Raw genomic sequence first — 26,273 nt, 5'->3', positions numbered from 1 at the left:
CACGAGCGACACGCAAAATTCCCTGCGACACTGGAATTCCGGTGTCGTAGGTTATTTTGCGTGTCGTCCGTCTGTTAGTGCGTCGATGTCCTCGGGGGACTTGTCGGGGCGCCACCCGCGCCATACCGGGTGGCGCATCCTCCCGCCGCTGGTCCACTCGCCGAAGGTCACTTCTCCCACGAGCTCGGGAGAAACCCACTGCGCGCCGCGTGCGTCTTCGGCGGGTATGTCGAGGAACGGGGAATCCGTGCGATCGATCCCCTGCAGGCGCTTCAGGATGTCTCGGAGCTGCCAGTCCTTGAATCCCGAGCCCACGCGGCCCGCATACCGCAGCTTGTCGCCGTCGGGAATCCCGACAAGCAGTGCCCCGACGGTTCCCAGCCTCGCCCCCGAACCGGGCCGCCACCCGCCAACCACTACCTCTTGCATGCGTTCCAGCTTGAGCTTGATCCAGGACCTGCTGCGGCGGCCCGCTTGGTACTTGCTGTCCGCGCGCTTGGCCATGACGCCCTCCAGGCCAAGCTCGCTGGCGCTGGCCAGGATGTCGTCGAGGTCATGTTCCAGAATTTCCGAGATGTGGATGGGAGAGCCCTTAGAGGGCAGTCCGGCCCGGAAATCGGTGAGCCGCTTCCGGCGCTCGCTGAGCGGAAGGGAGGTCAGGTCGGCACCGCCTTGGGCTCCGGCGTCGTACAGGAGATCGAACACCATGAGTTGCACGGGGACCGCCGCCCGGGCGCGTTCGACGTCGCCGGGTTTGAAGAGGTTCATCCGCTTCTGGAGCAGCTCGAAACTGGGGTGGCCGTTCTTGCTGAGCGCGACGATTTCGCCGTCTGCCACAAAATCGTGGGCAGGCCAGTAACGCGGATCCGCCAGCTCGGGATAGGTGGGTGTCATGTCGATCCCGGAGCGGCTGGTCAGCCTGATCTTGCCGCCGGAACCTGAAACGATCGCCCGAAAGCCGTCCCACTTGAGCTCAAACAGCCAATCGCCGGAGGAGACATCGGCGGTGGTTCCGGAGGTCGCGAGCATGGCCGCGTAGCTGGGGGTCCCGTTCGACTCGCGGCTTGGCGTCCCGTTCGACTCTGCGGTCGGGGACTTCAGGACCGTCAGGCCCGGTTTGTCCTTCATGAGGTGAATCAGCCACTGCGACGGCGACTCCCCGGTGTGGATGAGGGCGAAACGCCGCGTGCCGTGCAATCCGCCGCCGGGCTTGCCGGTGAGGGTGGCGATGACTTCCTTGCCGTCGCGCCATTTTTCGCATTCGAACTCGCCGCTGTCCCAAATGCTGACGGTCCCGGCACCGTACTCTCCCTTCGGAATGACGCCCGCGAACTCCGCATACTCCATGGGGTGGTCTTCGGTCTGCACGGCCAGGTGGTTCTTGTCCGGAGTTTCCGGGACGCCACGGGGCAACGCCCAGGACGCCAGGACGCCGTCGTGCTCCAGCCGGAAGTCCAGGTGGAAGCGACGGGCATGGTGCTCCTGGATGACGAAGATCCCGCCTGGCGGGTTTGGCTCCGCGTCGTCCTGGGGCGGGCGTGAACCGGGCTGACGTGCGGGTGCGGGAAACGGTTCGGGCGTCCGCCGCGGATCGCGCTTGTCCAGGTACGTGGCCAGCCGGGGGTTCACCGTCTTGCCCGTGGCTTTGTCCCCGGGCGCCGGCGGATGCGCGGACCGGCCGCCCGCCTCCACGGTGGCGAAAGGGTCCTTTCCTTCCTTGACGCGCTTCATGACGGCCGTGAAGTCCAAGTGCTCGAGCTTGGGGGAGGCGAGTTCACGCCACGTCCTCGGGGCGGCGACCATGGGGTGGGCCCGGCCGCGGAGGGAGTACGGGACGATGGTCGTCTTGTTCCCGCTGTTCTGGCTCCAGTCCACCAGGACCTTGCCCTTGCGGAGGGTCTTTTTCATGTCGCTGACCACGAGATCCCGGTGGTCGGCCTCGAGGGAGCGCGCCAATTCATGGGCGAACGCGGATACCTGCTCCCATTTTTGGGTTCCGTCCAGTCCGGCGTACAGGTGGATCCCCTTGCTGCCACTGGTCACCGGAACCGGATCCAGGCCCATGTCCTGCAGGATGCTGCGCGCCAGTTTGGCCACTTCGACGCACTCGGGAAGGCCGGTGCCGGGGCCCGGGTCAAGGTCCAGGACCAGGCGGTCAGGGGGCAGCATGGTTCCATCGGCGTCCACCTGCCACTGCGGGACGTGGATTTCCAGGGATGCGATCTGGGCCAGCCACGTCAGAGTGGCAAGGTTGTTGACGAGAGGGTAGTCGTTGCTGTGGTCGCTGTGCTGGATGGTGACGCGCGGAACCCAGGACGGCGTGGACTGGTCCAGGTTCTTCTGGAAGAACATTTGCCCTGGGTGGGTTGCGGTTCCCACCCCATTTACCCAACGCTTGCGGGTGGCCGGCCGGTTGGCTGCGGCTGGGATCAGGAACGGGGCGACGGCGGCGTAGTATTCGAGCACTTCGGCCTTGGTGGTGCCGGTCTCCGGGTACAGGATCTTGCCCAGGTTGGTGAGCGTCAGTTCATGGCCTTCAACGTTGACGCGTTCCCTTTGGCTGGTTGCCACCTCTTCACCTCCGCCTTGATGTGATGTTCACTTAGTGCATGAGGGCCATATGGAAGGGTTCTATCGCGTTCGGGCTGGTCAACGTGCCGGTCAAGCTCTACAGCGCCACCGAGGACCACGATGTCAGTCTCCACCAGGTCCACAACAAGGACGGAGGCCGTATCCGTTACCAACGGAAGTGCGAGGTCTGCGGTTCTGTTGTGGATTATGAGGATATCGACAAGGCCTACGAAGAGGAAGGCCGCACTGTGGTGCTCACGGCCGCGGATTTGAAGTCCCTTCCCGCCGAGGCCAGCCGTGAAATCGAAGTAGTGGAGTTTGTTCCTGCCGAGCAGCTTGACCCCATCATGTACGAGCGTCCGTATTACTTGGAGCCCGATTCGAAGTCGCCCAAGGCCTACATGCTGCTTCTGCGCACGTTGCAGGACACCGAGCGCGTGGCGATCGTGCAGTATGCCCTCAGGCAGAAGACCAGATTGGGCGCGTTGCGGGTACGGGGCGATGTCCTGATGCTTCAATCCCTGCTGTGGGACGACGAGGTCCGTGAGGCCAACTTCCCCTCGCTGGAAACCGAGGTCAAGATCTCGGACAAGGAGCTGGAGATGTCCTCGGCTTTGGTGGACTCCATGGCCCGCGACTTCGAGCCCGAGGAGTACACCGACAACTACCAAGTCCAATTGCGCCAGCTCATCGAGGCCAAACTGGAACAGGGTGATTCCATCGACACCGAGGCGACCTTCGGCGTCACGGCAAGCGAAGGCGAAGGCGGCGAAGTCATCGACCTCATGGAAGCCCTCAAACGGAGTCTCGACAAGAAGCGCGGCAAGGGCTCCGCTGACTCCTCCGCAGAAGAGTCTGACGACGGCGCCACCGCCAAGGCGGCGAGCAAGCCGAGGGCCAGGGCCAAGAAAGCCTGACGTCCCGCCGTCGTGCTGTTGGTGGTCCGGACAGGGAGTGGACATGTCCCTCGTTGGAAGCATGGAGTGGACATAATGCGGATATGTCCATTGCCGGGCCCGGGCGCTGGGCATGTCCCGGGGGACGGCGGCGGCGACCCGTGTGTGAGCAGTGGACATGTCCCTCGTGGGAACCGTGGAGTGGACATAATGCGGGTATGTCCACTCCTGTACCGGTGCACTGGGCATGTCCCTGGGGGCACGTCTGTGGCCGCCCAGGGGTGAGCTGCGGACATGTCCCTTGTTGGACGCGTGGAGTGGACATAATGCGGATATGTCCATTGCCGGGCCCGGGCGCTGGGCATGTCCCGGGGGACGGCGGCGGCGACCCGTGTGTGAGCAGTGGACATGGCCCTCGTGGGAACCGTGGAGTGGACATAATGCGGGTATGTCCACTCCTGTACCGGTGCACTGGGCATGTCCCTGGGGGCACGTCTGTGGCCGCCCAGGTGTGAGCTGCGGACATGTCCCTTGTTGGAAGCATGGAGTGGACATAATGCGGGTATGTCCACTCCTGTTCCGGTGCACTGGGCATGTCCCTGGGGGCACGTCTGGGGCCGCCCAGGTGTGAGCTGCGGACATGTCCCTTGTTGGAAGCGTGGAGTGGACATAATGCGGATATGTCCATTGCTGGGCCCAGACGTTGGGCATGTCCCGGGGGCACGTCTGTGGCCGCCCGGGTGTGAGCAGCGGACATGTCCCTTGGATGGCTTAGTGGTTTCGCAAGGCCGAGATCAGTTCGGATTTCTTCTTGCGTGAGTACCCTGTGAGCCCCAGTTCCTTCGCCCTCGACTTCAATCGCGGCACGGTCCAGTCTTCATAGTCGCCCGAGCTGCCGCCGCGTCGGCCGATTTCCTTCCGGCCCTGTTTAGCAGCAGCATTCGAGATACGGGCGGCCTTCTCCTTGGAGGCGCCATCCTCCCGGAGGGTTTCGTAGAGTTCCGGATCCTTGAGGCTTGGATTCTTCTTGTTTGGCATGGGTTCCTCCTTCGGTCAAGACGCCGGCTATGACGGAAGCTCCATCTGGAACCCGCACCGGCACCGCAACACCTTCGTTGCCAGGTACACATCGAGAAGATCGACGGTGGGGTCCTCGGTGGACATCGGCGCATACAGGCTGTGGAATCCGGTCCCTGAAATCTTCATGGGTTCGCCGCAATGGACGTATTCTCCGCCGAATTGGAGCACGCCCGACACCGTGCCGCGCTGGTTGAGGATGGCCGCGACATCCTGGAACGTCGCCGCATGGGCATAGCTGTTACCGCATTCCAGGCACGAGTAACCGACGTCCACGAACTCTGCCGCCGGTGGCGTCAGGGCTTCGATGGAATCGAGGATTACATACTCGGCGGTGCCGCACTGGCCGCACCTGATGCGTTCCCCTTTGGGGAGGGGTGCGCCGTTGGGAACAATCGGATCCGAGATAGTCGGCATCGACTTAACTCCTTGAACCGGGAAGTGCGGCTCCCGCACGAGGCGGGAGCCGCACTTAGGACGGATTTAGTCCTTCTTGAAAGCGTCCTTGACCTTTTCGCCGGCCGTTCTGAGCTCGCTCTTGGCCTGTTCCATCTTGCCTTCGGCCTCGAGCCTCTCGTCCCCGGTGAGCTTTCCAGCCGCTTCCTTGGACTTGCCCGAGAGCTTTTCTCCGGCGGCCTTTATCTTGTCATCTGCACCCATGGACGTGCTCCTTTGCTGGTAAAGGGATCTTCTTCATTCGCTGAACGGTGTGGCGCCTTGCCGCCAGGGCTAGGCGTCGTCTTTGCCCTTGCCCGCTAGACGCCGTGTGACCGGCGGCCGGACATGAAGCTGAGGAGCCAACCGATGGCTGCGACGATCAGCAGGACCACGCCGACCCACAGGAGCCAGCTCACGGCCTGCGAGAAGCCGCCGACGAGCAGAAGAACGATTGCCACAACGCCTGCAATGATCAAAAGAGTGTTCACAATGACACATTCCTTTACTTCAGCGGGACCGCGGCAAGCGCCTGGGCCCCTTGCGGTGTATTCGGTTATCGGTTCGCTTGCGAACCGTTGTTCCCCGCCAGGTCCCCAAGCCCAGTGCAAGGTCTTTCAGTAGCGATACCGCCCCGGATTTTCGGGGTTTTTGTCCGGTGTGAACCGGTACCTGCTGCCTCCATCGTACTACTAAGCACCCTTATCAAATCAAGTAGTAAGTACACTTACAATGATTTTTGGATATCGTCGTAGGGTAAACATCGGATGGTCCTTAGGAGGAGAAAAACGTGAAAGCATCGCAAACCTTGGCAGATGATCTTCAGTTGGTCCTGACGGACCTGATCGAACTGCAACTCCAGGGGAAACAGGCCCACTGGAACATCGTTGGCCCCAATTTCCGGGATCTGCATCTGCAGCTTGATGAGCTCGTCCTGGCTACCCGCGAGTTCGCCGACGAAACCGCCGAAAGGATGCGGGCCCTCCATGCCCTTCCCGACGGCCGGAGCGGCACCATCGCCGCCTCAACCAGGCTGGAGGAATTCCCCGCGGGATTGACCGTTACGAAGGATGCCGTGAAGCTGATCACCGACCGCGTGGAGCGCACGGTTCAGACCATGCGTGATGTCCATGACGAAGTGGACGAAGAGGACCCCACGTCGGCGGATCTGCTCCACGCGTTCATCGCCCGTCTGGAGCAGCTCGCCTGGATGATCAACGCGGAGACCATGACTGCGAACGCGGCTGTGGCCGACCCGCAGGAAGCCTAGAAAAACGACGCAAACGGCGCCAGCATGCCACGACTCCGCCGCAGCAAACCAGGCACTCCGGGCATTTCCCGGCGAAAGTCCGGCCGCGGGTTCAGCTACTACCTTCCGGACGGTTCGCTTGTGGAACGTGGAGAGCGCAAGCGCCTTGATGCGCTGGCAATACCGCCTGCGTGGTCCGACGTCTGGATATGCCCGTTCGAGAACGGGCATATCCAGGCAATGGGAGTGGACGACGCCGGGCGGAGCCAATACATCTACCACCCGGAATGGCGTGCCCGCCAGGATACTGAAAAGTTCATCAGGGCTGCGCGCCTCGGAATCGTCCTGCCAGAGGCACGCCGTCGGGTCTCCCGCCATTTGCGGGAGTCTCCCTCGGAGAAGACCAAAACCTTGGCCGCGGCCGTGCGGCTCATGGATCTTGGAGCGTTGCGCGTTGGTTCCGATGGCTATACGCGCCGCAACGGCTCGTACGGGCTTACCACCCTGAGGTGCAAGCACGTGAAGGTCGACGGGGATACGGTTTTCCTGCATTTCCCTGGGAAAAGCGGCCAAACCTGGGATTCCACCATCAAGGACCCTGTGCTGGCCAGATTCCTCGAACCCTTGGCAGGCAGGCGGGGCACGGAGTCCTTGCTGCTCTACCCGAACGGTGGGAGCAACGTCTCCCTGAACGCAGCAATGGTCAATGAGTACCTTCGCTACATCACCGGCGGCGACTACACGGCCAAGGACTTCCGCACCTGGAAAGGCACCGCCACGGCCGGAATGGCACTCGCCGGCCCCGGTTCGGCACTGCCGCCCCGCAAGCGCGTCCTTGAGGCCATCAAGCAAACTTCCGAACTGCTCGGCAACACGCCAACAGTCGCGAGAGCGGCTTACGTCGATCCGCGCATCCTGGAGGGGTTCCTGGCGGGTGACCTGGAACAGCTCAAGGCCACCGAGTCGGCGATCGCGGCCTATCTGAACAACCTGCCCTGAGCCATAACTTGCCCTGCCAGACGATCATTTGACCTGCCAGACCGTAATTTGCCCGGACAAGCAAAGAGCATGCCCCCTATTGGCTACGAAGAGTGGACATAGCAGGACTATGTCCACTCCCCACGGCCAGGAGGGGGCATGCTCGGTGGGTTACTCGGCGTCGTGGTCCGTTTCGAGGATCTTCACGAGCTTGTCCAGCGCTTCGTCGGCCCCGGCACCTTCGGCCCGGAGCACCACGACATCGCCGTGCTCGGCGCCCAGGCTCATGAGGGAGAGGATGCTGGCGGCGTCCATGGCGTCGTCGGCGGGCTCGCCTTCGCGGGCGATCGTGACCTCAAGGTCCAGTTCGCCTGCGGCTTCGGCGAAGATGGCTGCCGGGCGGGCGTGCAGGCCGACGCGGCTGGCGATGGTGGCGGTACGTTCGGACATTGTTGCTCCTTCGTTTGTGGGCTTGGGGAAAGTCTAGAGACCCAACTCATCCAGGATAGGCAGTTGGGCGCGAACAGCTTGTCGTGCGGCCGAAGCACTCGACGCAGCCAGCGCCACTGCCGCAAGCTGTTGGGCCTGCGCCATGGTCACGGTTGCCAGAACGGTGGAAACGGCGGCCAGCGCCCGGGCGCTCATCGAGAGCGTGGCAACACCGAGTCCAACGAGTACGACGGCGAGGGCGGGGTCGGCGGCTGCCTCGCCGCAGACTCCCACGGGCTTCGCGGTGCCGCTCGCGGCGCTGGCGGCCGCGGCGCCGTCGGCCGTCAGTTTTACGAGCTGCAGCACAGCGGGCTGCCATGGGTCGTTGAGTGTGGCGAGCGGGCCGAGCTGGCGGTCCGCGGCCATGGCGTACTGGGTGAGGTCGTTGGTGCCGAGCGACGCGAAGCTGACTTCGCGCAGCACGGTCGCGGCAGTGAGGGCTGCCGACGGGACTTCCACCATCACTCCGGGTGTCCGCAGTCCGGCAGCGGCGCAGAGGGACGCGAAGTGCGCTGCCTCATCAGCCGTAGAGATCATGGGGGCCATGACCCAGACTTCGGCCTGGTTGACTGCTTCGGCAGCGGCGATTGCTTCCAACTGGCGTTCGAGGACGCCAGGGGAGGTGAGGTCGGTGCGATACCCGCGGACGCCGAGGGCAGGGTTCGGTTCGTCCGCGTTGGTGAGGAATGGAAGGGGCTTGTCCGCGCCGGCGTCGAGCGTTCGGACCACCACCTTCTTCCCCGGGAACGCAGCGAAGACAGCACCGTAGGCGGCGATTTGCTCCTCGACCGTCGGCTCGTCGTCGCGATCCAGGAAGCAGAATTCGGTGCGCAGCAGACCGACGCCTTCGGCACCGGCCTCGGCGGCTTTGACCGCGTCAGCACCGGTACCGACGTTGGCGAGCAAGGGAACCCGGAAGCCGTCGGCCATGACGTTGCTGCCACTGAATGCCGCCAGCGTGGAGGCTTGGTTCGCCCAGGCCTTCGCCGCAAGGCGGAGGTCTTCACCCGGGTCCACTGTCACGGTGCCGGCCGCGCCGTCGAGGTAGACCTCCATGCCGTCGGCAATCCCGTCGACGCCGGGAGCGGCGACGATCGCGGGCAGGCCGAGTGCGCGGGCAAGGATGGCGGTGTGGGACTGCGGGCCGCCGCTTGAGGTGATCAGTGCGATGACCTTGGCAGGGTCCAAAGTGGCGGTGTCTGCCGGGGCGAGGTCCTCGGCGGCCAGGATGAACGGAACGTCCGACGCCGGAATGCCCGGCGCGGGCAGACCGCGCAGCTCGGAGACGATACGGGCACGGACGTCCAGGACGTCAGCCACGCGCTCCGCCATGTAGCCGCCGAGCGCCTTCAGCGATTCCGCCACCGTAGCGGCAGCCTCCCACACGGCCCTTTCGGCGGTGCGTGCGCCGCCCGGCGCTGCGGGGGAGAGGAGCCTGATGGCCGATTTCACCAGCATGGGATCGGCGGCCATCATGGCTGTTGCTTCCAAGACCTCTTTGCCTTCGCCGGACGCGGTGGCGGCTCGGGCACGGAGTTCCGCTTGCACGGCCTTTGCGGCATCTTTGATGCGCTGGCCTTGCGATTCGACGGTGACGTCCGCAGGAATATTCACGTTCCCCCGCGGTTCCTGCACCGGCTTCGGCATCTGCCGAACCGGTCCCAAGACACGCCCGGGGGCAACGCCAACACCTGAAAAGGTCTGCATGGAATAGTCTCTCTACTTGCTTAGTGGCGGGTTGTTCAGGCTGCGACCGGAACCGGAGCCTGCTCAGCCTCGACCGGCTTCTTGGCGACCCAGCGCTTGAGGGCGATGAGGATCAGCGCGGTCACGACCGCGCCGACGGCGATCGACACAAAGAACATCAGGACGTTGCCGATTGCGAAGAAGACGAACGCTCCACCGTGCGGAGCCTGCGACGTGACGCCGAAGGCCATGGACAGGGCGCCGGTCACCGCGCCACCCACCATGCTGGAGGGAATAACGCGCAGCGGGTCGGCCGCCGCGAACGGAATAGCGCCTTCGGAGATGAAGGACAGGCCCAAGAGCCAGGCAGCCTTGCCGTTCTCGCGCTCGGCGAGGGAGAAGCCCTTCTTGTCCAGCACGGTCGAAGCAAGCGCCATGGCGAGCGGGGGAACCATACCCGCAGCCATCACCGCGGCCATGATCTGCAGCGGTGCCGGGTTGGCGAGGCTTCCGGCGCCGAGGCCGGCCACGGCGAAGGAGTAGGCAACCTTGTTGACCGGACCACCGAGGTCGAAGCACATCATGAGGCCGAGGATGATTCCGAGGACGATTGCGGACGCACCGGTCATTCCGGACAGCCAGGCGCTGAGGCCCTTGGAGGCGGCCGCGATCGGTCCACCGAGGACCAGGAACATGAGGCCCGAGGCGACGATCGAGGCAAGCAAGGGGATGATCACCACCGGCATCAGGCCACGCAACCAGCGGGGAACACTGAAGCTGCCGATCCAGTGGGCCGTGACGCCTGCGAGCAGGCCACCGACCAGGCCGCCAAGGAAGCCGGCACCCATGTAGCCGGAAACCGCTCCGGCCACGAAACCTGGGGCGATGCCGGGCCGGTCCGCGATGCCGTAGGCGATGTACCCGCCCAGGGCCGGCACGAGGAAGCCAAGCGAAAGTGCGCCGATTTTGAACAGCACGGCACCGAGGTAGGCGCCCAACGGACCCCACGCATGGACCGGGTAATCGGTGGGCAGGTTGAACAGGGTGTTTGCCCCAAGGATCTTGTCCGCGACACCGGCGATTTCATAGCTGCCGAGCAGGAAGCCCAGGGCGATGAGCAGGCCACCGCCGGCGACGAACGGAATCATGTAGCTGACGCCGGTCAGGAGCACCTTCTTGACCTTGGTGCCGAGGTGCTCGCTGGCAGCTTCGGAGGCGTGTTCGGCGCTTTCTTCGGCGCCGAAGTGCGGAACGCGGTGGGCGTGCGGGTCGGTAGAGGCGGCGATGGCTTCTTGCACCATCTTGGCCGGTTCATCGATGCCGCGCTTGACCGGAGCGTTGATGACGGGCTTGCCGGCAAAGCGTTCCTTGCCCCGGACGTCGACGTCTACCGCGAAGATCACGGCGTCGGCAGCGGCAATCACGGCCGGGTCCAGCGCGGTGAATCCGCCGGAGCCCTGGGTTTCCACCTGCAGGTCGACGCCTGCTTCCTTGCCCGCCGCCACGAGGGAATCGGCTGCCATGTAGGTGTGGGCGATGCCGGTGGGGCAGGCGGTGACGGCAACGATCCGTTTGGGAGCGGCAGGGGCAGCGGCAGCGGAAGCGGCAGGAGCGGCGGCCGGGGTGGCGCCGGCGGCCGGTGCTGCCGGCGCGGCGGCCGGCTTGTCGGCCAAAGCGCCGTCCACGAGTTCCACGATCTCTTCAGGCGTGGTGGCCGCACGCAGTGCGGCGGTGAAGTCCTTCTTGATCAGGGAACGGGCCAGCTTGGCGAGCAGCTTCAAGTGCTCCTGGTCCGCGCCTTCGGGTGCGGCGATGAAGAAGATGATGTCAGCCGGGCCGTCCTTGGCGCCGAAGTCCACCTTGTTCGAAAGGCGGGCCATCGCGAGGGTGGCTTCCGTTACGGCTGTGGAGCGGCAGTGCGGGATGGCGATGCCTCCGGGAACGCCCGTGGCGGTCTTTTGCTCGCGGGCGAAGGCGTCCGTGAAGAGCCCTTCAACCTCGGAGGCGCGACCGGCGGCGGCAACTTTGCCTGCCAGGAAGCGGATGACATCGGCGGGGGTATCGCCGAGGTTCTGGTCGAGGGTGACCAGTTGGGGTGTGATGAGCTGGGTCACTGTTAGTCCTTCTGGAGGGCCGTGATGGATACGGCGTCGGGAGTTGTTTGGTGGACCGCCGGGACAGTGGAGCCCGGCAGCGAAGCGGCGGCGGCACCATGGGCCACAGCCTGACGAAGGCAATCCTGCGCGGAGCCGCCGTTGGTGGCGGCCAGCAGGTAGCCAGCGAGGGACGAATCGCCGGCACCAACGGTGCTGACGGCTTGGATCGGCGGATGCGTGGCGAGCCACGCGCCGTCGGCGGTTACCAGGACTGCGCCTTTGGAACCGAGTGTTGCGAGTACTGCACCCACACCGCTACCGACGACGGCGGCGGCGGCCCTGGCTGCAAGGCCGGGGTCCGCTTCCAGTTCGTCAGCCGTGTGGACATCTGTGAAACCGGCCGCGGCGGCCAGTTCTGCCAGTTCCTCCGCGTTCGGCTTCAGGAGGTCGGGCTTGCCGCTGATAGCGTCGCCGGCATCACTGCTGACGGCCGCTGCCAATGGGGCGCCCGAGGAATCGACGGCGATAAGGGGGGCGGCGCCGTCGTTCGCGGTGTTGTGCATCGAGCGCAAACGGCGGGCGACCGTGGCGTAGAAGTCCGCCGGCACTCCTGGTGGGAGCGATCCGGCGAGTACCACCCAGCTCGCGCCACGGGAGCAGTCCAGCAGTAGCCCGATCAGGGCCTCCTGCTCGTCCTGGCTCAACTCCGGGCCGGGTTCGTTGATCTTGGTGGTGACGCCGTCCGGCTCTGTGAGCGTCACATTGCTGCGCAGCGGTTCCCGAATGGGGAGCGCGGCGTAAGGGACACCGTCGTCGAGCAGTCCCGCGAGCACGGGATCGGAATCCCCGCCCGGCAGGACAGCAACGGTGTCCAGGCCCGAGGCGACAAGCGCCCGGGAGACATTGACGCCCTTGCCGCCGGAATGCTGGTGGACGGCGACGGCGCGTTGAACCTCGCCGCGGGCCAACGGGGAGGGGAGCTCCACCGTCCGGTCCAGGCTCGGGTTGGCGGTCAGGGTGACGATCATGCGATCACCACGTCGACGCCGGCTTCGGCCAGAGCGGCGGAGAGCTCTTCAGACGGTTCGTGGTCAGTAATCACGGTGTCCACATCTTTCAGGGCGGCGAACTGGACGAGGGTCTCCGCGTCCAGTTTGGAAGAATCCGCGAGGACGACGACGCGCCGTGCGGACGTGACGAAAGCGGCCTTGACGGCGGCTTCTTCGGGGTCAGGGGTACTGAGCCCGAACGTGGCGTGGATACCGTTGGCGCCGACGAAGGCGATATCCGGGCGAAGACGGGAGGCCGCATCGACCGTGGACTGCCCGACGGCGGCCTGGGTGAGCCCGCGGACGCGGCCGCCCAAGGTCTGGAGTGCGATGTGCGGGTTGCCGCTCAAGCGTGCGGCGATGGGGATGGCGTGGGTGATGACCACCAGTTCTTCACTCGGGGTGTTCCCGTTGGCGGAGGCCGTGTTCGGGGTGCGCTGACCCAAGAGGCGGGCCAGTGCTTCTGTGGTGGAGCCGGCGTCGATCAGGATGCTGCCGGCGCCGTTCGCGGGGATGAGTGCCAAGGCAGCCTCGGCGATGCGGACCTTTTCCTGCTGGCGCTGGATAGCGCGTTCAACCACGCTTTCCTCGCGGGTGCTGAGGCGGTCCGAGGGGACTGCCCCGCCGTGGACACGGCGAAGGTTGCCTGCGGATTCGAGGACGGCGAGGTCGCGGCGGACGGTTTCGGTGGTGATGCTGAATCGATCAGCGAGATCCGTGACGCTGACCCGCCCACGCTCGGCGACGAGCTCGGAGATCAGCTGTTGGCGCTCTTCGGCGAACACATACCCTCCATTGCGTACAAGCTGTAGATCCATCAGTGACTGTAATCACATGATGTGGAATTGCTTGACTCTATCTTTGTTCATGTTGATCTGTCAACAGAAAACAACATAAACAAAGATCTTAGTTTGGATTTGGGTTGGGTTCGGTTGGTTTGGGGCGCAACTGGGGCTCTATAGGCGCGCTGGAGGCACTCTGCGGGCCGGGAGCGTGGGATTCTGCTGGATCATTCGGGCATGGCGATTCGCCGAGCCCGCAACGGCGGGAGCGGTGATGGCCGGATGCCGCGATGATCCAGCAGAAAGTGACACACGACGGCGTTCCGAGGGCGGCGGTGCGTTCAACGGCGGCCGCGGTCAAGGCGGCAGCTCGGGCAAGCACAACGTTGTAACCGGCCCGACGCAGTGCCCGCTAATCCCGGAAAGGGGTAGGTAAAAGGGCTGGCGGCCTTAGCGCCGGACCGGAAGGGGCCCTACGGCCACTCAATCTCCCGGAAGCCGGGGTAATCGATGGGGAGGTTATCCGGATCGGGTGGGTCGGGCAAGCGGGACATGGTGGGGGAATCCGTTTGATGCCGGGTCGTCTTCCCCTTTTGGTCCAGTCCATCGGAATCAAGGCGGGAGTCGTCTTCGGCTCGCCGCTGGGTACTTTCAAGCTTCATGGTGCTTCCTTCGGGTATCGCCGCACAGTGTTGGCTATGCAGGTATTTCCAATTCGAACCCGCAGCTGCACCTCAAGACCTTGATGTACAGCCGGGTTTCCGATGGTGGGTTGCACGATCCGGGCACGCCTGCCTGTGGTGCCCTGAATCTTTGCAGCGAGGTTTTGACCTCGCGGAGTGGTTCGCCGCAATGGAAATAGTGGCTTCCGAACTCCAAGAGGCCATCCTGAATCCCCCGACGATTCAGGATGGCCCCAGCCTGTTGGACAGTGGCCGCGTGACTGTAGGAAAACCCGCAGGATGTGCACGTATAGAACACGGCAATCTCTCGGGACCCTGGAGTCCGGGCTTGGATGGATTCGATGACCAAGTGCCTGTCTGTTCCGCAACCGGCACACCAAAGGGGGGCAGCCCCAGGCTGATGTGGTTCGTGAGGGACGGCGGACTCGGAGAGGGTCGACATTGACTATCTCCGCACCGGTAACAGGCAATTGCTCATCAGGCAGCACCTTCACATTGAGTGACATGGCGCCCGGCTGCTTGAGCGAAACGGGCCGAAGTCTCGGCCCTAGTCCGGAGTTCTGCGCGGACTGTAGGAAAATTGTGCCCGCTGTACCCCCGGCGCGCAAGACTAGGCGAGCGTTTGTCCAATTGGTGGACCCTGTAGCTGAGCGCTTTCCGCGACCGTCGCGGCTGTGCTCCTGCGCTGGGCCGTGACCCTGAGCGGACCGGCTAGGTGCGTTCCGCGATGGTTTTCACACTCTGCACCAGGCTGTCCCACATTCCCTTCGAATGCGCGGCTTCGTCTGCGCTTGCGTTGTTGTCCTGCGTCAGGGTCAGCCTGGTCTTCCCATCCTCAGGTTCCAAAGTCCACGTCAGCGTGTGGTAGTTCCCTGGGGTGTCTTCCTGGCCGGACAGCGGACTGAAATGGGTGTTTACCAGCCGCTTCCCGGGCTCGAGCTCAAGGATGACGCCCTTGTCCTCGTAGTTTTTGCCTTTCCAGACCCCGCGCCAAACAATGGGTCCGCCAACCGTCCAGTCGGTGACAACCTCGGTCCCAAACATGAACTCTTTAATGGCCGCTGGATCGGTGAGCACGGACCACACCCGATCGGCGCTTGCTTGGATCGTAATGGTTGAACTCGCAATGAAGTTGCCTGCCATGTCAGTCTCCTATTTCCCCTGGTCGGCGCCCGGCGCCGGCGAAACAGAGTTTACGCCCGCTGGAAAGGCAATCCGAGAGCGGCCTCGACCCGTGGGAGGGCCGGGGCGCATAGGCTCGTCCCATGGAAACTGTCGTGTGGTCCAAGCCGGAACATGAGCGCGCCGGGACCCCGCTCCTTGTGATGATGCACGGATACGGCACGGACGAACAGCGAATGGTGAATCTCTTTCCCCAGCTCCCGAAGGAGTTCACCTGCGCTGCGCTTCGTGGGCCAATGCCGATCGGTGACCACTATGGATGGTTCCTGCTGGACTACTTCCTGGCCAACGACTTCGCGGACGTCATCGCATCCACCAACAAAGTGTTTGCTTGGATCGACTCGGTCAAGGGCAACCACAGCAGCGTGAGCCTCCTGGGCTATTCGCAAGGAATGGCCATGGCGAGTACTTTGCTGCGGCTTCGGCCGGAGGGGTTCAAAGCAACCGTTGGCCTGTCCGGATTTGTGTTGGAAAACGACCTCTTGGCCCTCAGTGAATCCTTCGATGTCCCGGCCCCCGTTCTTCTGGGGCCGGGACAAGGCTGATCCGGTGATCTTCAGGGATGCCATCGAGCACACCGAGGAATGGCTCAACAAGAACATGGCTCTCACCGCGCGAACCTATCCCGGCATGGGGCATCGGATCGAGGCCCGGGAAATGGCGGATGTCAGCGCGTTTCTGCGGTTTTACGTCCTTCGCTAAGTGAGGCCTGCGTCACATTGGATGATGCGAAAAACAACTGTTGATTGCCGAATTTGTATGCGCTTACACTCTGCTTCGGTGGTGCAAGGAGTGCCGCCACATTCTCAAGATGAATGGTTGAGGCCGTGTTGAATGGTGAAGCACAAGCCCAAGTGGCCAACGCCCCTGCATTTGCGAGGGCGGGGATCACTTCCGTAACCTTAAGAAATGTAGGGACCGACGGCGATTTCGCAGCCCGGCAGGCTACCCGCCTGCCCGGCCCAGGCCATTCGGATCCCGCCAATTATCCGGACCTGGTCAGGGACTCCGACTCCACGACGATGCGCGGCGGCGCAGCCAGTAGCCAGCGCAGTCAGTAGCCGGCCAAGGTGCCTCCGCCGCCAGGTTGTTGGCGGAACGCCCCAAAACGCCGAGCCCCCAACGAACCGTCAAACCTTTCCCGACACGACGCTCATCGAGCGCTAGACCCTGTGTGCCAACGCTGAACGGACCACCAAACGATGACTGACACCGGAACGATCCAGAAGACCGCCTGGATGGGCGCTACCGCGCTCCTTTTCGACCTCGACGGCGTGCTGACGCCAACCGCCGTGGTGCATGAGCAGGCATGGCAGGAACTCTTCGACGCCTACTTGGCTGAAACGGGCCATCCGGACGGCTACCAGGAGAGCGACTACTTCGACCACATCGACGGAAAGCCGCGCTTCGACGGCGTGCGTGATTTCCTTACCTCACGTGGAATCACCTTGCCGGAAGGCCCCGCCGACGACGATCCCGCCAACGCGAGCGTGCAGGGCCTGGGCAACCGCAAGAACCGGATCTTCAACGAGATCGTGGATTCGCGCGGAGTCGAACCCTATGCGGGCTCGGTCCGGTTCATCCACGCCGCGTTGGATCTCGGGCTCAAGCTCGCCGTCGTGTCTTCGTCCCGCAACGCGCCGGCGGTCCTGAAAGCGGCGGGACTGGATGGCTACTTCCCGGTGGTCGTCGACGGCCAGGTGGCGGCCGCCGTCGGGCTCCCCGGCAAGCCGGACCCGGCGACCTTCCGTTACGCGGCCGAGCTGCTGGACGTTCCCGCCGAGGGCTGCGTGGTCGTCGAAGACGCAGTGTCAGGTGTGCAGGCCGGCAGCGCCGGGAACTTCCGCGCCGTGATCGGAGTGGACCGCGGAGCCGGCCACCAGACCCTGCTCGACGCCGGCGCGACCTTTGTAGTCGACGATCTCGACGACCTTCTCTAGCCTTACCGTTCCCCAGACACAGAAGGAACCCCACAGTCCATGGCACTCATCAGCTCCGACCGGCTGCGCTTCCCCTGCGAACCGTGGAAGCTCGTGGAGAGCATCCACGTTCCCGGTGACGCCGGTACCCTCGAAACCCTCTTCAGCCTCGGCAACGGTCACCTGGGCATCCGTGGCGCCCACTGGGCCGGGACCGACAGCGAACTTCCCGGTACGTTCATTAACGGCTTCCACGAAACGTGGGATATCAAGCATGCCGAGAACGCGTACGGCTTCGCCCGCACGGGACAGAGGATCGTCTACGTTCCGGATGCCAACAACTTCAACGTTGTCATCGACGGCGAGCAGCTGAGCCTGACCGAGTCCGCGGTCCGGAATTACCGCCGCAGCATCGACTTCGCCACGGGCGTCTACGAATGCGCCGTCACGTGGGAGTGCCGTTCAGGCGCCATCGTCACCACGCTCGAGCGCCGCGTTGTCGGCATCGATTCCAGGGGGTCCCTCGGCATCGAGTTGAGCCTCACCGCGGACCGGCAGGTGTCCGCCGACATCACGTCCTTGGTGATCAATCGGCAGGACCAGCCTGTGGAGGACCAATCGGTCCACGACCCCCGCCGCTCCGGTCGCCACGCAGGCCGTGTCCTGGTCCCGCTGCACCTGCAGGGTTCGGACGGATCCTTGCGCCTGGCCTGGGAAACCGCTGAATCCCGCCAGCGCATCGGCATGGCGGTGGACCACTGGATTTCCGCCGAGGGACAGCCATTCGAAACCGTGGTGGGGGAGGACGAGTCCACGGTCCGCTACGTCATGGCCGTGAATGAAGGCGAGACGTTCCGCTTGGAGAAGAGCGTCAGCTACGTCGTCAACAGCGTCGATACAGGCGAATCGGATCCCGGTGAGCTCCTGGCGTCCGACGCCGAATTGGGACTCGTGCCGTTCGCGGACCTCCTCGCTGAAGCGACGGCCCACTACCGCGACTACTGGTCCACCGCGGACATCACGATCGGGGGCCAGCCCGAACTGCAGCAGGCCGTGCGCTGGAGCCTGTTCCAGCTTGCCCAGGCCACCGCGCGTGCCGGCGTTGCAGGCATCCCGGCCAAGGGCGTCAGCGGATCCGGCTATGAGGGCCACTATTTCTGGGACCAGGAGGTGTACCTCCTGCCGTACCTGACATACACCAATCCCGCTGCTGCCCGGCAAGTGCTGGAGTCGCGCCACGCGATGCTGCCCGACGCCCGGATCCGGGCGAAAGAGCTGAACGTGGACGGTGCACTGTTCCCATGGCGCACTATCAACGGGCTCGAGGCCAGCGCCTACTACGCTGCCGGCACGGCGCAGTTCCACATCGCGGCCGCGATCTCCTTCGCCGCCAACCGTTACCAATGGGCCAGCGGCGACGCGAGCTTCCGCAGCGAGGTTGGCTCTGACCTGTTGATCGAGACTGCCCGCATGTGGGCTTCGCTGGGCTTCTTCGGCAAGGACGGTTTGTTCCACATCCACGGCGTCACCGGTCCTGACGAGTACACGGCCGTGGTCAACGACAACCTCTACACCAACGTCATGGCCCGGTTTAACCTGCGCGCGGCCGCTGCCCTGGAACACCCCGAGGTTCCCGAGACGGAGCGGATGGTCTGGCAGCAGGCGGCGGCCCGCATGGCGCTTCCCTACGATCCGGATATGCAGATCTACAGCCAGGACAACGACTTCATGACCTTGGAGCCGTGGGACTGGTCCACGCCGGAATCCAAGTACCCGCTGCTGTTGAACTTCCACCCGCTGGTGATCTACCGGCACCAGGTCCTCAAGCAGGCGGACACCGTGCTGGCGATGTTCCTGCAGTGGCAGGACTTCACGGCCGAGGAAAAGCAACGCGCGTTCGACTTCTACGACCCCATCACCACCGGCGACTCCACCTTGTCCGCCTGCGTCCAGGGCATCATTGCCGCAGAAGTGGGCTACTCCGATATCGCGCTCAAGCACTTCACCGAGGCTTTGTTCATCGACCTCGACAACACGCACCGCAACACGGTAGACGGCGTGCACATCGCCTCCACCGGCGGCATCTGGAGTTCCTTGGTGTGCGGTTTCGCGGGCATGCGTGATCAGGGGCAGGTGCCGCATTTCGATCCGCGCCTCCCGGCTGAGTGGGAGAGCCTGTCCTTCCGGCTGAAGATCCGCAGGCGGGTGCTGTCCGTTGAACTGCGCCCCGGATCCATCAGCCTGGCGCTCGTTTCGGATGCAGCCTCAACGCCCGGATCAGAGCCCGACGCCGGCACGGCACCTTTGGAGGTCAGCGTGCGCGGCGAACGGGTCGTCGTCGGCGTCGAGACGGTCACTGTGCCCCTCGACGAAGTGCCGGTCCCCACGCCGTCCGTCTTCCCGAGCCTGTTCCCGACGGCGGGCCTCCCGGTGATCGGGAACATGCGGGCCTAGGGGCGCCTCCCATCGATTGCCGCGTAACTGTCGTTTTCGGTCCTGAGAACGACAGTTACGCAGCAGTGGATCGTTACGGCACTATGGGCCGACCCCCCTCTGATAGATTGTGGCCAAATGACGGTGGCCCATGCCGTCGGGGTATTTGGGGGTCTCCTTGCGCATGCGTGGATTTAGGTTCTTGGCTGTTTTCGCTGTCCTGCTTGGATTGCTCGTTTCCAGCGGGGTTTCGGCCTTTCCCGCATTAGCTGCTGTTCCCGGCAATTCCCCGGCGTCTATGCCAATGCTCGGTCCAACGACGCCGGTGGATCCCGGCACCATGGTGGCGGTTCCGCCGTTCCGGGCCCTGGACACGCGCGGCAGTGCCCCGGCGGGTGCTGACGCCGCGGTGTCGTTTCAGGTGGGCGGGGTGTCTGGGATTCCGGCGAACGTTTCGGCTGCGGTGTTCAACCTGACGGTGACGGGGCCGAAGTCGTTCGGGTTCGTCAGTGCCTATGCCTCCGGCACCTTGCCTCCGAAGACGTCGAGTCTGAATTTCGGTATGGGTCAGACGTTGGCGAACTCCGTGACTGTTCCGGTTGGGGCTGACGGAAAGGTCACGTTGTTCAACCGTTCGTCCGGGACCACCGACCTGATTGCGGACATTTCGGGGTATTACCTGGCGGGTGCTCCCGTTGTTCCGGGTGCGTTTGTGCCGTTGGGTCCTTCGCGGATGCTGGATACCCGCGGTAGCGCTCCGGCGGGTGCTGACGCGCCGGTGTCGTTTCAGGTGGGTGGGGTCTCCGGAATTCCTGCGAATGCTTCGGCTGTGGTGTTCAACCTGACAGTCACGGGGCCGAAGTCGTTCGGGTTCATCAGCGCCTATGCCTCCGGCACCTTGCCTCCGAAGACGTCGAGTCTGAATTTCGGTATCGGCCAGACGTTGGCGAACTCTGTGACTGTTCCGGTTGGGGCTGACGGGAAGGTCACGTTGTTCAACCGTTCCGCCGGAACTACCGAACTGGTCGCGGACGTTTCGGGTTACTACCTCGCCGGCACTTCTATCGTTCCGGGTGCGTTCGGGCCCTTGGCCCCGTCCCGGTTGCTGGATACCCGCAGTAGTGCTCCGGCGGGTCCTGATGCGGCGGTGTCCTTTCAGGTGGGTGGCGTGTCCGGGATTCCGGCGAATGCCTCCGCTGTGGTGTTCAATCTGACGGTGACAAGGCCGGGGTCGTTTGGGTTTGTGAGTGCGCTTGCTCCCGGAACGTCGAGTCCGAATACGTCGAATGTGAATTTCGGTATGGGCCAGACGGTGGCGAACTCCGTGACTGTTCCGGTCGGGGCTGACGGGAAGGTCACGTTGTTCAACCGTTCCGCCGGGGCTACCGACCTGATTGCGGACGTTTCGGGTTACTTCATGGGCCAGCTGATGTCCCCTGCAACGCCGATCATCACACCGCCCACGACCATTACGACGATCCCAGGAACCAACACCGGCAACGTCAATGGTGGAGGGACCGTGGGCGTGGGTCAGTACCAGTTCACGATCAACGAGCCCGGGACCTATCCGGCGAAGGGTTTTATTTACTCAATCACCAACGCAAACGCACCCTCATATCCGCCGGTCAATGTCGTCACTTGCGGCATGAGGGTCGCGGAGTGGGTAGTGGTATGTCCCGCAGACGGGCGGCAAGCAACCGTAACGGTGACGCCGGTGGATACCTCCACTGTTCTGAGTGTGTGGGCCTTCGACTATGCCGGCAACATCAGTGCACCGACCCCGGCCCGGACCCCGGCCTCCTATTGGTTCAACGTGGCAAACAAAATACCCATGCCTACCACGGTGCTGCCGATTACTGCGCCGAGCGGAGGGAGCTGGGAACCCGTTGCCGTTTACGGCGACACGCCCTATCAGACCGGCTCCTGCCAGGGTGATGCTAGCTCGGGGTATCCCGGGAGCCCGACGATGAATGCCCTTCAACTCAACGGTCTTCCGGGTCAGTTCGGTTTTACGCAGTCGCCGGCCGTGGACACTTCCAAGAGCTTCAGTGTCTCAGGCTGGTTCTGCCCGAGCAATCCGGCAGCGGGGGGAAGCAGTATCCAGTCGTTGATAGCGCAGATAGCCGACACCGGAGTCCCCGGAGGGGCGCTGAGGCTGAATCCGAACGGCTGGCCCGAATTGGATACTTGGACCACGGGCGGCGCCATGGAACCGGTCCAGATCCCGATGCAACTCGGGGCGAACGGGTGGATCTTCGTGTCGGCGGTCTTTGACCGGGACAACCAGCAGCTGCGCTTAACCGTGAGTTCCGCGGCGTTCACGGGTACCTGGACCGTGGCCACCGCGACCCAGAGCCATCTGCCCTCCACCACGCAGCCGGTGCGCCTTGGCGAGGGCTTCAAAGGACAGATCCTCAACCCGGTCCTGACCCAAGGAATCCTCACGAGCGATCAGTTCAGCTTCGCTCAGAGACAATTCGGCCCCACCACCCAGGGAGTCCTGAAATGACCACCGGCACCTCCCATCGAATGCAGCAATCGATGGGAGGTACTCCCAAGAACGCCGGAGGCGTCAGGTGGGAAGTTCGGTGCTATGGACGCTCCGCCGTCGCGACTTCAACCCGGTCTCCAGCTTGGTCCGAACCTCGCGCTTCACCCGGGCGGCAAGCTCGGTCTCATGCGACTCAAGGAAGGCGCGGACCGCGCGCGGATCCCACGGCACCAAGCACCGCAACGCCCAGCTGACTGCCTTGATCACGGTGTCGTCGCGATCGTTGATCAGGATCCCGACGACGGCGAGCGTCCTTTGCGTATCACCCCTGCCCCACCGGGACCTCGTGTTGAGGACCGTGGTGGAGACAAGCGCTATGCGCCGCCACCAACGGTCGGGGCTTCGCGCCCAGCCGTCGACGTCCGCGTCCGAGATAAGCCCTTCGCGCCACGCGGGTCCCACCAGGACGGTGGCGAACGCATCGGCCTGGCCCCAGGTATCGATGCATTCTCCCAAGTCTTCAAGGCGGGTCCGCGTCAGCTCAGCGAAAGCCGCCTGATGGGCATTGATGAACTCCCAGCCCTCCCAGGCAAAGCCCGCCTGTACGAGCCCCTCGGCGAGATCGAAGACGGCGGCCGCGTCCATCGTGGCGATTTCCGCGGAAACCCTGCGGCGGACGGCGCGGAAGCTCGCGGCGTCGTGCTTCTCCAAAGCGCGCAGTTCCCCAAGGACGCGCGCCAACAGTTGTCCCGGTTGAGTATCCCCGGGAGAGACGAGCATCCCGTGCGAAGCCACTTCCGGCCCCCCGATTTCGCAGGCTGAACGCTACTATTCCGGAGCGTCGTCGGTATCCGGCCCTTCGGCAGGTTCCTGGCTGTGAAGGCCGGTATCGTGCGACACCCAACCCTCGGTTTCCCCTTCGGCAGGGGCGTCGCTGTGATGGCGGACCTCTTTGGGATTTGGTGCCTTGTTCATTCCGGATGCTCCCCTGTCCTTCGTTGGACTGTTCCCGCGAACGTCTTAAAGTCTACGCCGGGGAGGTGGCGTGTGGCCTAGGCTAGGCAAGGAACTACCGAACGAATTCAACGGCTGAATGCAGAGGTGAAGAATGGCAAAGCGACGCAACCACGCAGTAAGGATTGCGCAGGAAACGGCCTACCATGCCATGTTCGACGCCAGCGGCAATGCCAAGCCCGGAGTCCACAACATGCTGCTTCGGGCCGTCGAGGTCCAGCGTCCACTGGTGCTGGCGAACCTGCGCCGCCTGCAGCGCAAATACCCGCGGGCCACGGCAGCACAGCTGGCCGCCAAGCTGGAGCACGACTACCTCACCGCAGTCACCGGCGGGGGAGCCGCCGTCGGGGCAACCGCCGTCGTGCCCGGTATCGGGACCGCTGCTTCGCTGGGCCTTTCCGCAGTTGCAACCATCGGCTTCCTGGAAGCGACCGCGCTTTATGCCGCCTCCCTGGCTGAACTCCACGGCATCCGACTCACCGATCCGGACCGGGCCCGAACCATGGTCATGGCGATCATGCTCGGCGAGGAAGGCACGGAGCTGCTGGGTGCGCTCAGCGGGCAATCGCTCGGCAAAGGCAAAGGAATCACGCAGGCCTGGGGCAGAACCATCACCAAGGATCTGCCCGGCGGAGGATTCCGGGTCATTCGCGGCGCCATCCAGCGGGCCTTCCTCAAGCGGCTCGTCCAGCGCCAGGGCGCCGCTCTTCTTGGCCGTGCCCTGCCGTTCGGGGTGGGTGCCGTAGTGGGCGGGGTAGGGAACCGCATCATGGGCCGTGCGGTAGCGGCCTCTGCCAGGGAAGCATTCGGTCCGATGCCGGACACCATCCCGGGCGAGCTGCTTCCAGCCGCCCGCCAGAACGCGCTGGAAGGCGGAAATATTGGATCTCAACGCTGATTTGGGCGAGTCGTTCGGCTCATGGACCATGGGCGACGACGCCTCGATCCTGCGGATCGTGAGCAGCGCCAACGTCGCTTGCGGCTTCCACGCCGGGGACCCGGTCACCATGCTGGACAGTTGCCGCGCCGCCTTCGAGCTCGACGTCCGGGTGGGCGCCCACGTGGGCTACCGGGATTTGCACGGCTTCGGACGGCGTTCAATGGACATGTCCTTCGATGAGCTGTTCGGCGACGTTCTCTACCAGCTCGGTGCGCTCGACGGCATGGCCCACGCCGTGGGTGCCTCGGTTGACTACGTGAAGCCTCACGGCGCCCTATACAACAGGATCGTCAACGACGCTGAGCAGGCCGAAGCCGTGGTTGCCGCCATCCACGCCTACGATCCCGGGCTCCCCGTCCTGGGCCTGCCGCACTCCGCGTTCCTGCGCCTCGCCGGGGAGACCGGGCACCCGGTGTTCCGGGAAGCCTTCGTGGACCGCGGCTACTTGCCGGACGGCACGTTGGTGCCGCGCTCGCAGGAAGGCGCGGTGGTGCACGACGTCGGCGCGGTAGTCGAGCGTGCAGTGCGCTTTGCGCTGCGGGGCGAAGTGCTCGCGGTCGACGGAACAGTGGTGGGGGTGAAGCCTGATTCGTTGTGCATCCACGGTGATACCCCGGGTGCAGTCGAACTGGCTGCGGCGGTGCGCGCCGGGCTAGAGGAAGCCGGTGTGGAGATTGAATCCTTCGCCTGAGGTTCTGGGTTCCGTGGACCAGGGCGGTGTGCCTTCCCGCGATCGCAGCGGCCGCGTCTTGCTGCCGTGCGGAGACAGCGCGTTCCTCGTTGAACTGCCCGGCCTCTCCGCGGTGATCGCTTATTACCGCGGCCTCACCGGAGTCTCCGGTGACAGGCCCCTGCCAGCCGGGATTGTCGACGTCGTTCCCGCGGCCCGAACGGTCCTGGTCACCTTCGATCGCGACATGATCCGTCCCTCGGAGGTCCGCGATTGGCTGGAAGCCGCCGAGCCGGCCGCCGTCGTCGCCGGAACCGGACGCGAGGTGACCCTTGAGGTTTCCTACGGCGGCCCGGACCTTGCCGAAACGGCACAGTTCCTCGGCATGAGCACGGCCGATTTGGTCGAACTTCACACAAGCTCGGAGTGGACGGCGGCCTTTTCCGGCTTCGCGCCAGGCTTCGCCTATCTGGTCACCACCCATGAGAGGCTCCGCGTTCCGCGTCGCAACACTCCACGCACCGCCGTTCCGGCCGGTTCTGTTGGCCTCGCAGGCGAATTCAGCGGTGTCTACCCTCGATCCTCCCCGGGCGGTTGGCAATTGATCGGAACCACGACGGCGGCACTGTGGGATGCGTCCAAGGCCGAGCCCGCGCTGATCCGGCCCGGTGACCGGGTCCGCTTCGTGGAGGCTTGATGGGGATTGTGGTGGTGAAGCCCGGCCCCCTCACCTTGGTGGAAGACCTTGGCAGGCCGGGCTGGGCTTCCTTGGGGCTGAGTCCTTCCGGCGCCTTGGACAGGCAATCGCTTCGCCTCGCGAATCTGCTCGTGGGCAATCCCGCGGGGGCGGCGGGACTGGAGATTCTGCTGGGCGGGCTTCGCCTGCGGATCGTCAAGGCGTCGACCGTTGCGGTGACGGGTGCCGAGGGAATCGTGACCCTTGACGGTCCCGAGATTCCGCTGAACCAAGCCGTACGTGCGGCCCCGGGCGCGGTACTGGACTTTGGCGCTCCCTTGTTCGGGCTGCGCTATTACCTGGCGGTACAGGGCGGCATCGATGCCCCTCAACTGCTTGGTTCGCGGAGTACGGACATGCTCTCCGGTGAGGGGCCCGCTCCGTTGACCTCGGGCGAGCACTTGGGGACCGGCCGGGAACTGGTGCGCAACGGTTCCGACCCGTTACCTGCCGTCCGACGGGCTCCCGATCCCGGGCAGGTGATCGTTATGCGAGTGGATCCGGGACCCCGGGTGGACTGGTTCGACGACGATTCATGGCGCCGGCTTGTCAGCCAGGAATGGACACTTTCCCCGGATTCCAACAGGATCGGCGCCCGTTTGCTGGGCCGCCCGCTCAAGCAGGTCCGGCTCGAGGAACTTCCCAGCGAAGGCATGGTGCTCGGCGCGCTTCAAGTGCCGCCGTCGGGCCTTCCTACAGTGTTTCTGGCAGACCATCCCGTGACGGGCGGCTACCCCGTGATTGCCGTGGTGCGTCGCACGGACCTGGACCTGTTGGGCCAAGCCCGCCCCGGGCAGCGAATCCGTTTCCTGGGCTGAACGTTCCCCTCCACCGCACATGCGCTGCGTTCGGTGCGACGAGTGGGCATATTGGCGCACCGTGCACCGGACATGCGCT

The 26,273-nt window shown here is 64.4% G+C and carries 23 protein-coding genes and 2 pseudogenes; 11 read left to right on the top strand and 14 right to left on the bottom strand.

Annotated elements, in window-relative coordinates; genetic code table 11:
• Positions 1 to 51 precede the first annotated feature (51 nt).
• Complete coding sequence (locus L0B83_RS08540) at positions 52 to 2,571, bottom strand: ATP-dependent DNA ligase (protein WP_234757983.1); 2,520 nt, start codon at positions 2,569 to 2,571, stop codon at positions 52 to 54.
• Between the two features lie 38 nt (positions 2,572 to 2,609).
• On the opposite strand from L0B83_RS08540, the pseudogene ku reads away from it, so the two are divergent.
• Positions 2,610 to 3,485, top strand: a pseudogene (gene ku, locus L0B83_RS08535) (non-homologous end joining protein Ku); the annotation flags it as partial.
• A 753-nt stretch (positions 3,486 to 4,238) separates the two neighbouring features.
• Here the strand turns inward: ku and L0B83_RS08530 are convergent.
• From L0B83_RS08530 to L0B83_RS08515, 4 genes are all read right to left on the bottom strand, one after another.
• Positions 4,239 to 4,505 carry a DUF7218 family protein gene (locus L0B83_RS08530; protein ID WP_234757981.1) on the bottom strand — a complete coding sequence of 89 codons (267 nt, stop codon included), beginning with the start codon at positions 4,503 to 4,505 and terminating at the stop codon, positions 4,239 to 4,241.
• Between the two features lie 27 nt (positions 4,506 to 4,532).
• Entirely contained in the window at positions 4,533 to 4,961 is a 429-nt protein-coding gene (locus tag L0B83_RS08525) for a hypothetical protein (RefSeq protein WP_234757980.1), read from the bottom strand.
• Positions 4,962 to 5,027: 66 nt separating this feature from the next.
• A complete protein-coding gene (locus tag L0B83_RS08520) occupies positions 5,028 to 5,204 on the bottom strand; it encodes a CsbD family protein (RefSeq protein WP_234757979.1) in 177 nt (58 codons plus the stop codon).
• Between the two features lie 95 nt (positions 5,205 to 5,299).
• Positions 5,300 to 5,470, bottom strand: coding sequence for a DUF2207 domain-containing protein (locus L0B83_RS08515; RefSeq protein WP_139359614.1), 171 nt, complete (start codon positions 5,468 to 5,470; stop codon positions 5,300 to 5,302).
• 299 nt (positions 5,471 to 5,769) lie between these two features.
• Here L0B83_RS08515 and L0B83_RS08510 point away from each other — a divergent pair, with 299 nt between their 5' ends.
• Positions 5,770 to 6,249, top strand: coding sequence for a Dps family protein (locus L0B83_RS08510; RefSeq protein WP_234757978.1), 480 nt, complete (start codon positions 5,770 to 5,772; stop codon positions 6,247 to 6,249).
• 24 nt (positions 6,250 to 6,273) lie between these two features.
• On the top strand, positions 6,274 to 7,227 hold the full coding sequence (locus L0B83_RS08505) for a DNA topoisomerase IB (RefSeq protein ID WP_234757977.1): 954 nt from the start codon (positions 6,274 to 6,276) through the stop codon (positions 7,225 to 7,227).
• 150 nt (positions 7,228 to 7,377) lie between these two features.
• On the opposite strand, the gene L0B83_RS08500 is transcribed toward L0B83_RS08505, so the two are convergent.
• From L0B83_RS08500 to L0B83_RS08470, 7 genes are all read right to left on the bottom strand, one after another.
• Positions 7,378 to 7,656: an HPr family phosphocarrier protein gene (locus L0B83_RS08500; RefSeq protein ID WP_234757976.1), complete on the bottom strand. Its 279-nt coding sequence runs from the start codon at positions 7,654 to 7,656 to the stop codon at positions 7,378 to 7,380.
• Positions 7,657 to 7,689: 33 nt separating this feature from the next.
• A complete protein-coding gene (ptsP, locus tag L0B83_RS08495) occupies positions 7,690 to 9,402 on the bottom strand; it encodes a phosphoenolpyruvate--protein phosphotransferase (protein WP_234757975.1) in 1,713 nt (570 codons plus the stop codon).
• Between the two features lie 35 nt (positions 9,403 to 9,437).
• A complete protein-coding gene (locus tag L0B83_RS08490; RefSeq protein WP_234757974.1) occupies positions 9,438 to 11,495 on the bottom strand; it encodes a PTS fructose transporter subunit IIABC in 2,058 nt (685 codons plus the stop codon).
• Between the two features lie 2 nt (positions 11,496 to 11,497).
• A complete protein-coding gene (locus tag L0B83_RS08485; protein ID WP_234757973.1) occupies positions 11,498 to 12,505 on the bottom strand; it encodes a 1-phosphofructokinase family hexose kinase in 1,008 nt (335 codons plus the stop codon).
• Positions 12,502 to 13,311 (bottom strand): DeoR/GlpR family DNA-binding transcription regulator, encoded by an 810-nt coding sequence (locus L0B83_RS08480; protein WP_234758056.1) that lies wholly within the window; start codon positions 13,309 to 13,311, stop codon positions 12,502 to 12,504. The genes L0B83_RS08485 and L0B83_RS08480 overlap by 4 nt, the downstream gene beginning before the upstream one ends.
• A gap of 470 nt (positions 13,312 to 13,781) precedes the next feature.
• Positions 13,782 to 13,970 carry a hypothetical protein gene (locus L0B83_RS08475; protein ID WP_234757972.1) on the bottom strand — a complete coding sequence of 63 codons (189 nt, stop codon included), beginning with the start codon at positions 13,968 to 13,970 and terminating at the stop codon, positions 13,782 to 13,784.
• A gap of 732 nt (positions 13,971 to 14,702) precedes the next feature.
• A complete protein-coding gene (locus L0B83_RS08470; RefSeq protein ID WP_234757971.1) occupies positions 14,703 to 15,134 on the bottom strand; it encodes an SRPBCC domain-containing protein in 432 nt (143 codons plus the stop codon).
• 122 nt (positions 15,135 to 15,256) lie between these two features.
• Here L0B83_RS08470 and L0B83_RS08465 point away from each other — a divergent pair.
• The 4 genes and pseudogenes from L0B83_RS08465 (at position 15,257) to L0B83_RS08450 (ending at position 22,034) form a co-directional block, all read left to right on the top strand.
• A pseudogene (locus tag L0B83_RS08465) lies at positions 15,257 to 15,875 on the top strand (alpha/beta hydrolase).
• A 500-nt stretch (positions 15,876 to 16,375) separates the two neighbouring features.
• Complete coding sequence (locus L0B83_RS08460; RefSeq protein ID WP_234757970.1) at positions 16,376 to 17,113, top strand: HAD family hydrolase; 738 nt, start codon at positions 16,376 to 16,378, stop codon at positions 17,111 to 17,113.
• Positions 17,114 to 17,152: 39 nt separating this feature from the next.
• Positions 17,153 to 19,546 (top strand): glycoside hydrolase family 65 protein, encoded by a 2,394-nt coding sequence (locus L0B83_RS08455; RefSeq protein WP_234757969.1) that lies wholly within the window; start codon positions 17,153 to 17,155, stop codon positions 19,544 to 19,546.
• Positions 19,547 to 19,727: 181 nt separating this feature from the next.
• Positions 19,728 to 22,034, top strand: coding sequence for a hypothetical protein (locus L0B83_RS08450; protein ID WP_234757968.1), 2,307 nt, complete (start codon positions 19,728 to 19,730; stop codon positions 22,032 to 22,034).
• 63 nt (positions 22,035 to 22,097) lie between these two features.
• On the opposite strand, the gene L0B83_RS08445 is transcribed toward L0B83_RS08450, so the two are convergent.
• Positions 22,098 to 22,811, bottom strand: coding sequence for a DNA alkylation repair protein (locus tag L0B83_RS08445; RefSeq protein WP_234757967.1), 714 nt, complete (start codon positions 22,809 to 22,811; stop codon positions 22,098 to 22,100).
• A gap of 33 nt (positions 22,812 to 22,844) precedes the next feature.
• Positions 22,845 to 22,991, bottom strand: a complete 147-nt coding sequence (locus L0B83_RS08440) for a hypothetical protein (protein WP_234757966.1) — start codon at positions 22,989 to 22,991, stop codon at positions 22,845 to 22,847.
• Positions 22,992 to 23,124: 133 nt separating this feature from the next.
• On the opposite strand from L0B83_RS08440, the gene L0B83_RS08435 reads away from it, so the two are divergent.
• The 4 genes from L0B83_RS08435 to L0B83_RS08420 are packed head-to-tail and all read left to right on the top strand — an operon-like array spanning position 23,125 to position 26,194.
• Positions 23,125 to 23,928, top strand: a complete 804-nt coding sequence (locus L0B83_RS08435; protein ID WP_234757965.1) for a hypothetical protein — start codon at positions 23,125 to 23,127, stop codon at positions 23,926 to 23,928.
• Entirely contained in the window at positions 23,912 to 24,661 is a 750-nt protein-coding gene (locus tag L0B83_RS08430; protein WP_234757964.1) for a LamB/YcsF family protein, read from the top strand. Before L0B83_RS08435 ends, L0B83_RS08430 begins: the two co-directional genes overlap by 17 nt.
• The gene (gene pxpB, locus L0B83_RS08425) at positions 24,645 to 25,337 is read left to right on the top strand and encodes a 5-oxoprolinase subunit PxpB (RefSeq protein WP_234757963.1); all 693 of its coding nucleotides are present in this window, start codon (positions 24,645 to 24,647) and stop codon (positions 25,335 to 25,337) included. Before L0B83_RS08430 ends, pxpB begins: the two co-directional genes overlap by 17 nt.
• Positions 25,337 to 26,194 carry a 5-oxoprolinase subunit C family protein gene (locus tag L0B83_RS08420; protein ID WP_234757962.1) on the top strand — a complete coding sequence of 286 codons (858 nt, stop codon included), beginning with the start codon at positions 25,337 to 25,339 and terminating at the stop codon, positions 26,192 to 26,194. The genes pxpB and L0B83_RS08420 overlap by 1 nt, the downstream gene beginning before the upstream one ends.
• Positions 26,195 to 26,273 lie beyond the last annotated feature (79 nt).

The organism is Arthrobacter alkaliphilus (genome assembly GCF_021483235.1).
Taxonomy (GTDB): domain Bacteria; phylum Actinomycetota; class Actinomycetes; order Actinomycetales; family Micrococcaceae; genus Arthrobacter; species Arthrobacter alkaliphilus.
Note: the sequence above shows the minus strand (reverse complement) of the source record. Positions and strands in the feature narration are given on the sequence as shown.

Bases quoted from the DNA above. Each gene is read 5' to 3' on its own strand.
- L0B83_RS08455 (WP_234757969.1), top strand. From the start codon at position 17,153: ATGGCACTCATCAGCTCCGACCGGCTGCGCTTCCCCTGCGAACCGTGG.
- L0B83_RS08530 (WP_234757981.1), bottom strand. From the start codon at position 4,505: ATGCCAAACAAGAAGAATCCAAGCCTCAAGGATCCGGAACTCTACGAA.
- L0B83_RS08440 (WP_234757966.1), bottom strand. From the start codon at position 22,991: ATGAACAAGGCACCAAATCCCAAAGAGGTCCGCCATCACAGCGACGCC.
- L0B83_RS08485 (WP_234757973.1), bottom strand. From the start codon at position 12,505: ATGATCGTCACCCTGACCGCCAACCCGAGCCTGGACCGGACGGTGGAG.
- L0B83_RS08525 (WP_234757980.1), bottom strand. From the start codon at position 4,961: ATGCCGACTATCTCGGATCCGATTGTTCCCAACGGCGCACCCCTCCCC.
- ptsP (WP_234757975.1), bottom strand. From the start codon at position 9,402: ATGCAGACCTTTTCAGGTGTTGGCGTTGCCCCCGGGCGTGTCTTGGGA.
- L0B83_RS08470 (WP_234757971.1), bottom strand. From the start codon at position 15,134: ATGGCAGGCAACTTCATTGCGAGTTCAACCATTACGATCCAAGCAAGC.
- L0B83_RS08520 (WP_234757979.1), bottom strand. From the start codon at position 5,204: ATGGGTGCAGATGACAAGATAAAGGCCGCCGGAGAAAAGCTCTCGGGC.
- L0B83_RS08500 (WP_234757976.1), bottom strand. From the start codon at position 7,656: ATGTCCGAACGTACCGCCACCATCGCCAGCCGCGTCGGCCTGCACGCC.
- L0B83_RS08475 (WP_234757972.1), bottom strand. From the start codon at position 13,970: ATGAAGCTTGAAAGTACCCAGCGGCGAGCCGAAGACGACTCCCGCCTT.
- L0B83_RS08505 (WP_234757977.1), top strand. From the start codon at position 6,274: ATGCCACGACTCCGCCGCAGCAAACCAGGCACTCCGGGCATTTCCCGG.
- L0B83_RS08420 (WP_234757962.1), top strand. From the start codon at position 25,337: ATGGGGATTGTGGTGGTGAAGCCCGGCCCCCTCACCTTGGTGGAAGAC.
- L0B83_RS08435 (WP_234757965.1), top strand. From the start codon at position 23,125: ATGGCAAAGCGACGCAACCACGCAGTAAGGATTGCGCAGGAAACGGCC.
- L0B83_RS08460 (WP_234757970.1), top strand. From the start codon at position 16,376: ATGACTGACACCGGAACGATCCAGAAGACCGCCTGGATGGGCGCTACC.